Annotated in this window: 10 protein-coding genes and 2 pseudogenes; 6 read left to right on the forward strand and 6 right to left on the reverse strand. The window is 57.3% G+C overall.

Features of this window, described 5'->3' with window-relative positions; translation table 11 throughout:
* Positions 1 to 60: 60 nt before the first annotated feature.
* From AruPA_RS21715 to AruPA_RS18825, 4 genes and pseudogenes are all read right to left on the reverse strand, one after another.
* On the reverse strand, positions 61 to 393 hold the full coding sequence (locus AruPA_RS21715) for an HRDC domain-containing protein (protein ID WP_322784413.1): 333 nt from the start codon (positions 391 to 393) through the stop codon (positions 61 to 63).
* Positions 376 to 1,557: pseudogene (locus tag AruPA_RS21720) on the reverse strand (RecQ family ATP-dependent DNA helicase); the annotation flags it as partial. The gene AruPA_RS21715 and the pseudogene AruPA_RS21720, both read right to left, overlap by 18 nt.
* A gap of 15 nt (positions 1,558 to 1,572) precedes the next feature.
* Positions 1,573 to 1,941, reverse strand: a complete 369-nt coding sequence (locus tag AruPA_RS21725; protein WP_322784412.1) for a DEAD/DEAH box helicase — start codon at positions 1,939 to 1,941, stop codon at positions 1,573 to 1,575.
* Positions 1,942 to 2,112: 171 nt separating this feature from the next.
* Complete coding sequence (locus tag AruPA_RS18825) at positions 2,113 to 3,438, reverse strand: replication protein RepA (RefSeq protein WP_265638299.1); 1,326 nt, start codon at positions 3,436 to 3,438, stop codon at positions 2,113 to 2,115.
* 853 nt (positions 3,439 to 4,291) lie between these two features.
* Here AruPA_RS18825 and AruPA_RS18830 point away from each other — a divergent pair.
* Together AruPA_RS18830 and AruPA_RS18835 are read left to right on the forward strand one after the other, a co-directional pair.
* Positions 4,292 to 5,485, forward strand: coding sequence for an AAA family ATPase (locus AruPA_RS18830; protein ID WP_265638300.1), 1,194 nt, complete (start codon positions 4,292 to 4,294; stop codon positions 5,483 to 5,485).
* 185 nt (positions 5,486 to 5,670) lie between these two features.
* The gene (locus tag AruPA_RS18835) at positions 5,671 to 6,669 is read left to right on the forward strand and encodes a ParB/RepB/Spo0J family partition protein (RefSeq protein WP_265638301.1); all 999 of its coding nucleotides are present in this window, start codon (positions 5,671 to 5,673) and stop codon (positions 6,667 to 6,669) included.
* A gap of 726 nt (positions 6,670 to 7,395) precedes the next feature.
* Here the strand turns inward: AruPA_RS18835 and AruPA_RS18840 are convergent.
* Positions 7,396 to 7,791, reverse strand: a pseudogene (locus AruPA_RS18840) (IS110 family transposase); the annotation flags it as partial.
* Positions 7,792 to 7,857: 66 nt separating this feature from the next.
* Complete coding sequence (locus AruPA_RS18845; RefSeq protein WP_265638302.1) at positions 7,858 to 8,058, reverse strand: hypothetical protein; 201 nt, start codon at positions 8,056 to 8,058, stop codon at positions 7,858 to 7,860.
* 188 nt (positions 8,059 to 8,246) lie between these two features.
* Between AruPA_RS18845 and AruPA_RS18850 the strand changes: the two genes are divergently transcribed.
* The 4 genes from AruPA_RS18850 (at position 8,247) to AruPA_RS18865 (ending at position 13,410) form a co-directional block, all read left to right on the forward strand.
* On the forward strand, positions 8,247 to 9,281 hold the full coding sequence (locus tag AruPA_RS18850) for a tyrosine-type recombinase/integrase (protein WP_265638303.1): 1,035 nt from the start codon (positions 8,247 to 8,249) through the stop codon (positions 9,279 to 9,281).
* The gene (locus tag AruPA_RS18855; RefSeq protein ID WP_265638304.1) at positions 9,281 to 9,994 is read left to right on the forward strand and encodes a hypothetical protein; all 714 of its coding nucleotides are present in this window, start codon (positions 9,281 to 9,283) and stop codon (positions 9,992 to 9,994) included. Before AruPA_RS18850 ends, AruPA_RS18855 begins: the two co-directional genes overlap by 1 nt.
* The gene (locus tag AruPA_RS18860; RefSeq protein ID WP_265638305.1) at positions 9,949 to 10,854 is read left to right on the forward strand and encodes a ScpA family protein; all 906 of its coding nucleotides are present in this window, start codon (positions 9,949 to 9,951) and stop codon (positions 10,852 to 10,854) included. The genes AruPA_RS18855 and AruPA_RS18860 overlap by 46 nt, the downstream gene beginning before the upstream one ends.
* 132 nt (positions 10,855 to 10,986) lie before the next feature.
* The gene (locus AruPA_RS18865; protein WP_265638306.1) at positions 10,987 to 13,410 is read left to right on the forward strand and encodes an adenylate/guanylate cyclase domain-containing protein; all 2,424 of its coding nucleotides are present in this window, start codon (positions 10,987 to 10,989) and stop codon (positions 13,408 to 13,410) included.
* Positions 13,411 to 13,423 lie beyond the last annotated feature (13 nt).

A 13,423-nucleotide genomic window follows, 5' to 3' on the forward strand; every position in this document is an offset into this window, starting at 1 on the left:
ATTATTCGAAAATGTCTCACCGTCTTTGGTGCGCTTCACCTCCAGCCGACATACGACCGATCACTCCACCGAATCTCCGATATCGTCAGGTTGCTCGAACGCCATCACAACATCGATGACGTTCATGCCGTACCGCTCGATCTTCGTGGTACCCATGCCAGGGATGGATCCCAAATCCGACAGACTGTGCGGACGTGCCTTGGCAATTGCGGCGAGGGTTTCATCGGTGAAAATCACATAGGCCGGCAGATTTTGTGATTTGGCGAGATAGGCCCGTTCGGCCTTCAGCATCGCAAACAGCTGGGCATCGCTCTTCCCAAGTTCGATCCGCTCGGCCTTTTTTGCGACAGCCGCGGTCGCCGTGCGGGTCGCCTGATCCCGCCTGAACGCGATGGTTGTTTTGCCGTGGAGTATCTGGCCGCCGACGGATGTTAGCTTCAGCGCGCCGAAATGATCGTGATCTACCTCTATCGCGCCTTGGACGATCAACTGTCGGAATACCGAACCCCAAACAGGCCGGCTGAACTCTTTGCCCACCCCGAACGTCGGTAAACGCTCATGCCGAAACCGTCTGATCTTGTCGGTGTTCGCGCCGAGCAGAACATCGATTAAATGTCCCACCCCGAACCGCTCTCCGGTGCGCAAGACCGCCGACATCGCCTTCTGCGCCGCGATGGTCCCGTCCCACGTCGCAACCGGTGCCAGGCAGGTATCGCAGTTGCCGCAAGGCTCTGCCATGACCTCCCCGAAATGCGCAAGGATCGCCTGTCGCCGGCAGGATGATGTCTCGCAAACGCCCAGCAGAGCATCGAGCTTCGCCCGTTCGATCCGTTTGATCTCCGTCGGCGAATTGCTTTGGTCGATCATCGCTCGCCGGAGCACCAGATCCTGCATCCCGTAAAGCAAGAGCGTTTCGGCGGGCAGTCCATCCCGCCCTGCCCTGCCCGTCTCCTGATAATAGGCCTCGAGACTACCCGGGAGATCGAGATGCGCAACAAACCTCACATCCGGCTTGTCGATCCCCATCCCGAAAGCGATCGTCGCAACCAGGATTAACCCCTCCTCCTTCAGAAAGACATCCTGATTGCGTGATCGGATCGCTCCGTCGAGACCCGCGTGATAGGGCAGCGCCCGAATGCCGCTTGCCTTTAATCCGGCGGCAGTCTCCTCCACCGATTTCCGGCTCAGGCAATAGACGATTCCGCTCTCGCCCGGCCGGGATTTGAGAAAGCTCATCGATTGCCGGCGAGGCTCGGTCTTCGGCATGATGGCGTAGCGGATATTGGGCCGGTCGAAGCTGGCCAAGAACAGCCGTGCGGCGTCGAGCTTTAGGCGACGCCGAATATCCTCGCGGGTTTGCCGATCAGCAGTTGCGGTCAAAGCGACCCGCGGAACACCGGGAAATCGGGCGGCGAGTTCGGCAATCTGAAGATATTCAGGCCGAAAGTCATGACCCCACTGGCTCACACAATGGGCCTCGTCGATTGCGATCAGGGCGATCTGGGCACCGTCAAGCATATCAAGGAAGTCCTGCATCATCAGCCGTTCGGGCGCTACGTAAAGGAGGTCGAGCTATCCGTCACGCAACGCGGCCTTTGCCTTGTGCCGTTCGCTACCGGTCAACGACGAGTTCAGCGTCGCGACGCGCACACCGAGTTGGCGGAGGATGTCGACCTGATTGCGCATGAGCGCAATGAGCGGCGAGACCACAATGCCGACGCCGGGACGACATATGGCCGGGATCTGATAGCACAGTGACTTGCCTCCACCGGTCGGCATCAGAACGATGGCGTCGCCGCCATCGACGATGTGCTCGATAATAGACTGCTGTTGGCCCCGGAAACCAGGCAGACCAAACACAGATTTCAGGATGCGAGATGGCCAGTCGGATTCCAGAATCTGTGTATGTCTCGCGTGCGCGGTTACTTCTGTCTTCACCATGCGTCGCGTTCACCCAAAAATATGAATACCAAAATCAGACTAGTTAACAGCGTTACTGTTGTTTGTATCGATCGATTGAACAGGTAAACTCTAACTACGTGAAGCACCTTCAACCAATTCTTATACTGTGTCCGAATATAACTTCTTTCCAAACTAAATATTATTAATTACCTATGCTAGCCCGCGTTTTGCAACATAACTAACCACAAATCCCTCCCAAGACCTGAGAACATCGGCATCTGCCCGATATTTCATTGCTTCACCGTAGGTATTTCTATAGGCGGCGGCCATCTCATCAATATCCCACCCCCCGCCCTTCTCACGACCGATTTCCAAAAAAGGTTGCTCACGACGCCCATACCGTAGGGAACCAGTCGGAAAACCCTTATGTATTGTTATTGGCATTGGAGTGGAAAACTGGGGGGCTGAAGCTGCCGGAGCTGGTCGATTAGAGTCAACTTGCTTCGGTTCTACTGTGGTACGAATATGGTTCGAGGGTACAACGCGTAAATGATGTCCAATCAATTTTCGTTCTGTCGGTGCTGGCGATTGATAAAGCTTTACGATCTGGCCACCGAAGTCAGCATTGGCATTTGGGTAAACGGCTGATACGACATTAAACGTCTCTCTTATTGTTTGCCGGAACCGTCGGCCATCACAGCTGTTACCCAAGTGCTTTGCTAATTGATCCCAAGAAATAATCTGTCCTCGGGTGGTGCTGACCCTGGGCAATCTGTACGCTAAATAGGTATAGAGATCTAACGCTGTTGGTTGATTCTTGAGTTCACGAATGGCAACTTCATTTAGCGGCACCGCGTGGTCTACAAGATGACGAAAAAAGACATCCGAAAGGCTAATTTCACGAGCAAATTCACCGTCCTTATTGAGAGAACCAGAATACTCATTCGATAGTTTGACTTCCTTTACTGCAAATGCTGACTCACCGTTACGGTCTTCGTCCCATCGAATTTGCCATTCACATGCAAGCAAACGGTCAACTTGCTCTTTGAGAAGATTTGCGGATCCACGGGGCCCATAGGACACTGTATGATACCCAAGGCGCCGCATCCATTCAGTGAAATTTTTGCCGAGATAGACGTCTCTCGATCTCCTTTTTACCGCTTCCGACAACATATAGATCAGGACGATGCGTGGGTAAGAACCGAAAGGAACCCCCAAGCTTCTCATCACTGATTTGCCGTCTAAGATTTGCAATACCGGCTTCGGATTGATTGCTAGTGCATACTTACCATCCTCGCGAATGATCGGTTGCGTGTCGTCCTTTGGCCTTCGTGCGGGTAACGACATCGCGCATAATGCGGAATGTAAGAAGGCATTCTCAGGTTCTTCATCCTGCACCTTCAGAAAAGAGTTGTAAATCTTCTCATCCCGTTCTCCTAAGGCGAGGTTCACCACCGATTGTCTACCCTCATTCAATAGGGTCAGAGCGTACTGATGTCCTAAAGGCAAATCTTCCTGATGATGTCTCTTGGCCATAGGTATCGTCCCGCTGATGAGAGTTGTAGGAGTCTATATCGATTTCTCACAAGAACAACTTATTGGGCAAAAATCAACCACCTTGGCGCTTTCAATGCGGTAATTCGTGATTATCTTCCAAAAACACCGATGATGTCCGTGTACGTGGTCCGCAATTTTGAAGGGCGGCGATTTGAGGCGATAAATGAACGGTGATGGTCATCAAATTCCGATAACGATGCCGAATCGGTGTATCTTAGGAGTCTATAGGTATGGGCTCTGACATCATCGGTTTTTGGCTCTGACATCATCGCCTTCTCGCACCGATATCATCGCGGCTACGCTTAGATCATTGGCCTTACTCCAAGATCATCGGTTGGGTCGTAAGATGGTTTTCCGAAAAGCGATTTACTCGGACATCATCGGTATTGGATTCGCAGATTGTTTTGCGAGCCTGACCGTGCCTATTCACGAAGCTTTCGCGCCCTGCATAGCAGTTTGAACACTCTCTCTAAAATTATCGTCTGCGTGCTGTAGTGATCTGTCGCTATCAAACCGGGCCACAGCGAATTATGGCATTGCGATGCCTCCTCGAGTGCTGCGGTAGCCCGCCACGTCGCAGGCCGGCTTCGCATGCTGGTGTCCTCTTCTGATAGACCCATTGTGGCGGTTAGCTCCAACTACACGGACTTCATCGGTCGGGTCTCCTCAACAGCACTTCAGGCCTACATCCTTGGCTGTTATTACGCGCAAATCATCGGTCAGATTGTAGCTTCTGCGCCTACTTTCGTTCAAAAATTGCCAAGGTGAACCTCGTTGACTTAAAATTGCCAATGAGTGTACCAGATCAAAGTCTTTATACCGAGAGAACCCCATGAACCTCCCTCCCCCGCCGAGCGAAGATTTTTTTGATCAAGATGCTATCGGTGTGCTCTACACGAACTCCCTGAAAGTTATGAACCGCATCCGAGAATCTGCGATTAATCAGGATACGGGTAAAAAAGGTGGTCCCCTATTTCAAATTTCGAAAGCGGCTCAGCTTGTTGGTAGAACAGCATCAGCTATCCGAGAAGCAGAGAAAGATGGACGACTTCCCCCTCGCGAACGTACGGAAACTGGTCGTCGCCTTCAGTACACTTTGGAGGATCTGGACAGTATGCGGGAGGTTTTTGGCACCCGCCCCTGGCGCCGGGCCGAGGATCCTGCGGCGGTTATTTCGATCTCTAATTTCAAGGGGGGTGTTGGAAAGTCCACTACGGCGATTCACCTCGCCCAATATCTTGCCATTCAAGGCTATCGAGTATGCCTGATAGACTGCGATAGCCAGGCAACGACGACCATGATGTTCGGTTATGTACCCGACATCGATTTAGGCGAGCGTGATACCCTCTATGGATATATCCACGATATGCCGCCTGGCGGCCTGCGCTCCTTTGTACGAAAAACGCATTTTTACAACCTTGATTTAGTCCCGGCGAACCTGAAGCTCTACAATCTCGAATACGAGATCGCAGGGTACATCATGCAGAATCAGAGCTTCGATGTAATTGACAGCATCGCTCATGCTGTCGAGACGATTGTCGATGATTACGATGTGATTATCCTTGATCCACCCCCAGCCCTTGGAATGATCTCGCTGGGGGTTCTGACGGCGGCCAATGCCCTCGTGATCCCAATGCCCCCAAGTATTATCGACTTTTCGTCCACCGCCTCGTTTCTAGATATGCTGAACTCAACGATGAAACAAATGGAAATGGCGTATCGAAAACGACCGGTCTACAACTTTGTGAAGATTGTTGGCAGTAAAGCGGACGAAGGCAAATCCATGCACCGTGAGATTCTCGGGATGACGAGCAAGCTATTTGGTCGATATATGTTAAACTCAGTGCTAAGAAATAGCGCGGAGATCGATAATGCCAGCTCACGCATGAAAACGGTATACGAGTTGGAGCGCCCGGTTACGTCCCACGAGGTGCATAGTCGGTGCCTTACGAGTCTGAACGCAGTCAACTATGAAATCGAACAGGAGATTTTGAAGACGTGGTCGGGTAGGGGGAGCGATTTCTGATCTTTGAGTTGCCCATGGGCAACTTGGGTATCAAAATCGCAAACATATAGATATATAAAGGACTTTTCGGTTATCGAAATGACGAGTTGTAAGGAGACGAAGGCCCGACATGAGCGTACCATCTTGATTGTCTCGCGGGGTCACGTAGTTTTTGGTGAAATGTATCAATCGCTTGGGGTTCTTCCATGAGCAAGGGAAATAAGGGTTTCGGTCAGTTTCTAGCGGATGTGGTTGATACAAAAGGGGTTCCGAGTGTCGAGTCTCCTGCCTCGGGGATTATGCAAAATCGGACTGATTCACTCCATAGAATCGCTACCGGCAAGATAGTTACCGATCGCACTGAATTTGTTGATCCTGAGCGCTGCCGGCCGTGGGCGAACCACAATCGCGATATCGATCATCTGTCGCCAGAATCCTGTTCAGACCTAATCGAGGCTTTCAAATCCGCAGGTCGGCAGCGAATCCCGGCTATCGTTCGCCGTCTACGAGATGATCCAAACCATGAGTATGAGATAGTTGCAGGAGTGCGCCGTTGGTGGACCGTAAAATGGCTTCGGGCCAACCACCATCCGGAATATGATTATCTTATTACTGTTCAAAATCTTACTGATGAGGAAGCGTTTCGCGTTGCTGATCTAGAAAATCGGGCGAGAAAAGATATATCCGATATGGAACGAGCTCGCGACTATATCCGGGCACTAGAGATGTTCTATTCTGGCTCGCAGACCGTTATGGCGGAGCGCCTAAATGTCTCAAAGTCATGGATGAGTCGCATGCTCGAGGTGGCCAGATTGCCGACGGAGGTAATTATAGCCTTCAGTGATACTCATAAAATCACGGCTAAGTACGCCAGCTTGATTGCACCCTTAATCAAATCCGATCCATCGACGCGCGATCGGGTATTTGATGCTGCAAATGAGATTGCTAAGGAGCGATCAGGCGGTAATAAGACGCTTTCTGCTCAGGATACTTTGAAACGTTTGCTGAAGGCCGCGGAACAGCGTTCGGTTCGCACGAAAACCCGAACTGCGGAGGTGAGGTCCGCTAAAGGCAAGCAGATGATTAGGTACAATGTTCCAGAGAGTGGCAGAAGCATCGTGCTCACGCTATCTCGCGCCTCCGGAGCAGATAAGAAAGAGTTTCTCGCTGCTATCGATCAAATTCTTTCAGATGTCATGTCGTAACATATGGGCGACTTGAAAGACACAGTTTTCCCCCTGAAGCTAGAACGCTGCTGCCCAGAGCTGTCTCTTCGGCCTAATTGCTACGATCCGCCATCACTCTGGACGAGGTGACGCCCGCGATGAATCGGTCGCAATCACGCCGAATCTAGGAAAGTCTCTTTTTTACCCACCGGGCTATATTCGAGGGTATTAGAAGGTCTTACTAGACGGTTTCATAGGTATCTGTGGGCAGGTCTAATGCCATGCACTTGCTCTCCGTCTTCGAAAGTTATTCTTCCGACCTACTAGATGCCGTCGAGTGGGTATTCGTCGGACATCCGTCCGTGCTCCAAATATTCACCCAGCATCGCATGCGATTTGTTTCGACGCAGGCGTCTTGATCGGGTAGGGGCGCGCGCTTCCAACCCACCGCTCAGAGCGCCGCACTTGTGGCAGTGACTGCCCAGATCCCACCGCAGCGAGACCGGCGAGCATCGCTTAGTATAAAACCATGAGCGCGGTGCTTCGGGTCCTGGTGCTGGCGGTACCGAATAGCGTGATTGGATCTTCGCCAGGGATAGGGGCTGCCCAGCGCTGCGGCGGCACTCATATACGCAGGAACAAAAGCGCGCCGATGATCTCTGGTGAGGATTTCTCTAGCTCGCTTGCCCGGACCAGACAGAGGGCCGTATCCCGATAGGGCAGGGGCACCGCCGCGGTATGAATCGTTTCGCCTGTGGTCTTTTCCTAAGAAACAGCTACCTCCGCGGTGTCGTCATCCACCTCACGCAGAACGAACCCGAGTGATTTTGCCCGTCGTTGGAGGTTGGCCAGAGCACGCTTTTTGTATCGGTCTTCGTAGTAGGTCGCGCCGGGATCGGCATAGGTCATGCCGTGGCGCAACGTGTTGTAGAACAGCACTGCGATTTTGCGCGCTGTCGCGGTGATCGCCTTTGCTTTCCCGACCCGCGCCGACAGCCGGCGGTAAAATGCGCCGAGTGCGGTATCGGTGCGCCCAACCGTGCTGGCGGCGAGGCGTAACAAGGATGCCGCGCGATTGCTGGTACGTCGTGTCTTCGACGACAGAACCTTGCCTCCGGAGATTTTATTGTGGGGCGCGAGCGCCAGCCAAGACGTAAAGTGCTTCGCGGTTGTCCGGGTTCAGCATACCTGTAGCTGGGCGCGGCAGAGTGTCGTGCGTGTCGGCCTTCAGTGAGGCTTTGTTTCGGCATTCGCGAGTTCATCGTACAGGATCGTGATGGCCTCGACTGAGAGTTCCCGTAGCGAGAGTGCCAGCATCGTGGCCCAGCGTGGCACGGCAGCCCGATCTCGGCACCAGTTGTTGACTTGGCGGGCAGTGACGCCGCTGAGCCGGGCAAACCCGGCCTGGCTGACGTCTGCTTGGCTCAACAGGGCGGCGAAAGCTGACCCAGAGATCGTTTCCATAGCTTTTACATAGAACGCAGTTCTATGCCAAACGCAAGCCGATGGCCTGCTGTCTATGGCAGGGGGCGACCTACGCGCGATAATCACTATTATCGCGCGTAGTCCAATTATTTGGGTTGCTATCGCCTCAGCGCCGGCTTATCGGTCGAATCATGGTCTATCAACCTCCCGAATCGGGTCGGACTCTCGACGGTGAGATCCTGGCCGATCCCGCGGAAAACCAAGGCACGGCGGTCGCGCCGGCCCTGACGCCGGCTGGACAGGCCGCGCTGGCACAGGCGCAGGCCTTCGCGCGCCAGGCGGTCTCGCCAGCAACCCTGCGCGCTTACAAAGCGGACTGGACCCATTATGCCGCATGGTGCGATCAGACCGGCTTTGTGCCGGTGCCGGCCACCCCGGCCGTGGTGGGTGCTTATCTCGCGAGCCTCGTGGGTTCCCATGCACCCACCACGATCCGCCGGCGCCTGGCGGCGATCGGTACGATGCACCGGTTCAATGATCTGCCGTGGAATCCGGCCCATGGCGATATCCAGCATCCGCTGCGCGGCGCGCTTCGCAAGCACGGTCGCGCGGTGCAGAAGGCGGCGGCATTGACACTGCCGATGCTGCGGCAGCTGGTCGCCACCTGCGATCGCACAGCGCGCGGCCGGCGCGATCGTGCTTTGCTGCTGATCGGATTTGCCGCGGCGCTCCGACGCTCGGAACTGGTGGCCTTGCAGGTCGATGATATCGCCGAGGACGCCCGCGGGCTGCGGCTCCGGATCCGACGCGGCAAGACCGATCAGGCAGGGGAGGGGGCTGAGATCGGCGTGCCGCGTGGCCGCCATGTCGAGACCTGCCCGGTCCGGGCGTTCCAGGACTGGATGGAGATCGCCACTCGCAAGTCAGGACCCTTATTCCGCCGGATCAGTACCGGTGACACCATTGGGGACGTCGGGATGCATCCGGATGCCGTGCGGCGGATCCTGGCCTATCGCGCCGAGATGGCCGGCCTGGTGATCGACGGGTTCGATCGGCTAAGCGCGCATGCGCTGCGCGTTGGCTTCATCACCGAGGCCTACGCCAAGGGTGTGCGTGATGAGGATATCATGCGCCATACGCGTCACCGCAGCCAGAGCGTGATGCGCGGCTACGTTCAGCGCGCCGGTCTGGTCAGTGACAGCCCGGCCGGCGTGCTCGATCTCTGATGGCGCTCCGGTTTCCGTGGGAGACCGAGCCTGATCCGCCTGAGCCGGCGACCCCGCCGACGCGACAGCCTCTGCCGCCCCCGCTGCCGAAACCGCGAGGGCGTCGGCCGTCTGGCCCGTCCCGATCGGATGCATCGCAGACCGCAACGCCCACTTCGATCTGGCGGTATCACCACCTGACGATCAAAGGTCCATCGGCCGAGCTCGAGGCGTTTGCAGCGGCCGCGCGGGGCCCCGGGATCATTCCCTGGGAGATCAATGGCGCGGCGATCGAGGAGGATATCTTTATCCGTGCGGTCAGCCAGACCGGCGGGCAGCGGAGCCTCTCGGTCGCGGGCTGCCGGATTCTCGCCCGTCAGTTCCGCGAGCGGATAGAGGCCCGCGAGGCGAGGGCAAGAGACCGGATCGGGGTCAGCCGCGCGTGCCCGTTCGATCTGCAGGTCCTGGTCCCGATCCCGCCGGCGATCTTGGCGCTCGGGCATGATCATCCGACGGCGCTGGCCTGGTTGTCCCGCCATTGGGGGATTAGCGATCTGCCGCGGCAGGTGATTCTGCGCCCCCACGTAGGGCCGGGACGGCGGCAGAAGGCCGGTCATGGCGTTCTCGGCTATGGGTTCTTCACGGCGGAGACCTCTCCGCGACCGGCACTCACCACAATTGCCGAAGCATGGCCGGGTCTGAAATTCCAGCTGCTGCCGATCGCGACGGATTGATCGCCGCGATGGATGGAGCATCCAGCACGTTGGACAGGGCAGGGGAGGGAACCTCGCCGCATCTGACGCTGGATGGGTTCGACGGATCGCTGGCCCTGCTACTGGCCCAGGCGCGGGCGCATCAGATTGATCTGTCGACACTGCGTTTACCTGAACTGGTCGATCAATTGGCTGACCAATTGGAACGGGCGCGGGCGACAATCCCGCTTGGCCATCAGGCGGATTGGGTAGTGATGGCATCCTGGGTTTTGCTGTTGCGGTCTGATCTCCTTTTGCCAAGAGATGCGCCGGCGCAACAGGCGGCGGAACGACGTGCGTCCGATTTGCGGGACCGTTTGGTCGCGTTGCAGGAGATCCAGGCTTTGGCTGCGTGGCTGGATCAGCGGCCGCAGTTGGGGCGGGACGTTTTTGCCCGTGGCCGATCAGAAGCGATCGGGAGCGTGGCCGGGAGTTCTATCGAGGTTGATATGATCGCCTTCCTTTGGGCGTGTCTCGAGCAGTTCGATGATCCTGCCGACGCCGTGGATACTAGGCCGATCTATCGTCTGCCGGCGCTGGACCTATACGGTATTCCGGAAGCCCGTGACCGGATCATGCGACTGCTGGCCGGAAGCGGAGAGGGGCTCAGCCTCGAGCATCTGTTGCCGAGCCCCGCCCAGCAAACGGCTCAACCTCAAACGGAAACCCGGTTGCGTCAGCGCTCGGCGTGGTCGAGTACGTTCGTCGCCAGCCTGGAACTTGCCAAGCAAGGCGATGTCGCGCTCGCCCAGGCGGAAAATTTCGATCCCATCTTCGTCAGCGTCGGGTCCAGCGGCCAGCCTCTGCCGAATGGTTCTGCAACGTCTTCTGCTTCTCCATAGCCCAATCCCCTCCAGAGCTTGAGCCGCCGGCAAACCCAGCGCGGTTCAATCAGCTCAATCCTTGCATGCAGCAAAGCATTACGTATGATCCCATCGTTACGGGAAGGCTGTTGATTGCGGATTGGAGATCGAATGAATGATTTGACCAAAATCAACATGCGGGCCGATACGCATTACGCGTTTTTGTTCACTGACATTGAAGACTCGACCAAGCGCTGGGCGATGTATCCCACCGCTATGCGGGCGGCACTCGCGCGACATGATGAGGTACTGCGCGCGGTGGTGGCTGAGGCGGGCGGTGCGGTGTTCAAGATCACCGGCGATGGAGGCTGCGCCGTGTTTGCTTCGGTAGGGGCGGCACTGGAGGCGGCGGTGCGGCTGCAGATCCGGCTGCGGGAAGAGGATTTTGCGGCGGTGGACGGGCTCAGATTCCGCATGGGCGTGCATAGCGGGCCGGCGGAGTTCCGCGATGACGATTATTTTGGCCTGACACTCAGCCGCACGGCACGGATCATGGCGGCAGGGCATGGCGGGCAGATATTGGTTTCGGTCGCGGCGAGTGTCGCGGGAGCAGCGCCGGAGCGCTATGCGCTCCGCAGCCTGGGTCCGCATCGGTTGAAGGATCTGGGCCAGGCGGAGGAGATTTATCAGCTCACCGGTCCGGGGCTGGAGGGCAAGTTTCCGCCGCTGCGCGCGCTCGACAGCAAGCCGAATAACCTGCCCTTGCAATTGAGCAGCTTCATTGGCCGGGAGGCGGAGCTGGCGACCGTGCGCGGCCTGCTTACTGCGCATAAGCTGATCACGCTGCTGGGGACCGGCGGCATTGGCAAAACCCGGTTTGCGCTGCAGGTGGCGGCCGATGCGCTCGATGCCTATGCGGATGGGGTGTGGTTTGTCGAGCTGGCGGGTCTTGGCCAGGGTGAGCAAGTGGCCCCTGCGGTGGCCTCGGCGCTGAACATCACGCTGAGCGGGAGCGGCCATCCGGCGGTGCAATTAGCGTCGGCCTTGCGCGGCGCGACAATGCTGATTGTGCTGGATAATTGCGAGCATGTGATTGAGGCGGCTGCGGCACTTGCCGGGGCGGTGCTGGAGAAAAATGCGGGGATTACGCTCCTGGCGACGAGCCGCAGCCCGCTGGGGCTGCCGGGCGAGCAGAGTTTTGCGCTGCCGACGCTTTCGGTGCCGGAGGCAAGTGCGGTGAGCGGCATGACCGCCGAACTAGCGGCGGGCTATGCGGGCATTCGGTTGTTTGTTGAGCGTGCGGCGCTGGTGCAGCCGGGCTTTCGGCTGGAGGGGGAGAATGCCTCTGACATTGCGGCGATCTGTCAGCGGCTGGATGGGATAGCGCTGGCGATTGAGTTGGCGGCGGCGCGGGTCCGGCTGATGCGTCCGCGTGATTTGCTGGCGCGGTTGAATGATCGGTTTCGGCTGCTGACGGGGGGTGCGCGGACGCGTTTGGCGCGGCAGCAAACGCTGCGGGCGCTGATTGATTGGAGTTTTGCTCTGCTGGACGAGGCGGAGCGGGTGGTGTTTCGCCGGCTTGGGGTGTTTGCCGGGAGTTTTGATCTGGCGGGGGCGGAAGCGGTGGTGCCGGGCGGGCTGATCGAGCCGGAGGCGGTGCTGGATCTGGTGGTGAGCCTGCTGGACAAATCGCTGATAATCCGCCTGCCGAGCACGGAGCGAGAGCCGCGCTATCGGTTGCTGGAGAGCACGCGGGATTATGCGCTGGCGAAGCTGGCGGAAGCGGGGGAGACAGCATCGCTCCAGCGCGCCCATGCGCAGCACATGGTTGCGGTGTTTGGCGCAGCGCACCTTCGTTGGGCGGATACCGATGCCGTGGTCTGGGAGAAAAATATCGAGCCGGAGATGGAGAATTTGCGCGCTTCGCTGGCGTGGGCATTTGGCGATGACGGGGATGATGGCATAGCCATTGCCCTGGCGGCACGGTTGCGGCCAGTGGTGCGATCGAATTTATTGGATTGGCGAACGGGATTTGCCTATTGGCGTGCGGCGGCGAACAAGCTGACGCCGGAGACGCCAGGGGAGGATGCCGCCTGGATTTGGCTCGCCCTTGCATATGACAGTTCCACCAGCGCACGGGCGCAGGCCGATGCTGCCGAGCGGGCGCGGGGTTTGTTCGAAGCGTCGGGTGATCGTCAAATGGTGGGGTTTGCGTTGACCCGAGTTGCCGGTGCCTTGGCGCTTGCTGGCGACGCGGTGGGCGTGCAGCATTACGCCGATGCGGCGCGGGCGATACTGCCGACAATCCCGGCCAATCTCAACAAAGCGACGATATTGTTCAATCTCGGCACAGCCATGGCGATTGCCGGGGGCGATGCGGCTGACCTTGCGGCGATTGAAGGCGACTATGCAGCTGCGCCGGAGATTTTCGAGAGACTCAACGACCAAGGGGGGATGCTTGAGGTCTCCACCCTCAGGAATCCCCCCATTTTCCATAGGTCTAGGTATTGCGCCGATTCGCTGCGATTCTCTACCAAGCGTTGGAATGCATGGATGAGGGTGGATCATGGGAATTGCAGCATCGAAAAAGCGTGATGGTGGGCGGTTG

Source organism: Acidiphilium sp. PA (assembly GCF_026191915.1).
GTDB lineage: Bacteria > Pseudomonadota > Alphaproteobacteria > Acetobacterales > Acetobacteraceae > Acidiphilium.

Coding starts and splice junctions, on each gene's coding strand:
- AruPA_RS21725 (WP_322784412.1), bottom strand. CDS start 1,941: ATGGTGAAGACAGAAGTAACCGCGCACGCGAGACATACACAGATTCTG.
- AruPA_RS18825 (WP_265638299.1), bottom strand. CDS start 3,438: ATGGCCAAGAGACATCATCAGGAAGATTTGCCTTTAGGACATCAGTAC.
- AruPA_RS18830 (WP_265638300.1), top strand. CDS start 4,292: ATGAACCTCCCTCCCCCGCCGAGCGAAGATTTTTTTGATCAAGATGCT.
- AruPA_RS18835 (WP_265638301.1), top strand. CDS start 5,671: ATGAGCAAGGGAAATAAGGGTTTCGGTCAGTTTCTAGCGGATGTGGTT.
- AruPA_RS18850 (WP_265638303.1), top strand. CDS start 8,247: ATGGTCTATCAACCTCCCGAATCGGGTCGGACTCTCGACGGTGAGATC.
- AruPA_RS18855 (WP_265638304.1), top strand. CDS start 9,281: ATGGCGCTCCGGTTTCCGTGGGAGACCGAGCCTGATCCGCCTGAGCCG.
- AruPA_RS18860 (WP_265638305.1), top strand. CDS start 9,949: ATGGCCGGGTCTGAAATTCCAGCTGCTGCCGATCGCGACGGATTGATC.
- AruPA_RS18865 (WP_265638306.1), top strand. CDS start 10,987: ATGAATGATTTGACCAAAATCAACATGCGGGCCGATACGCATTACGCG.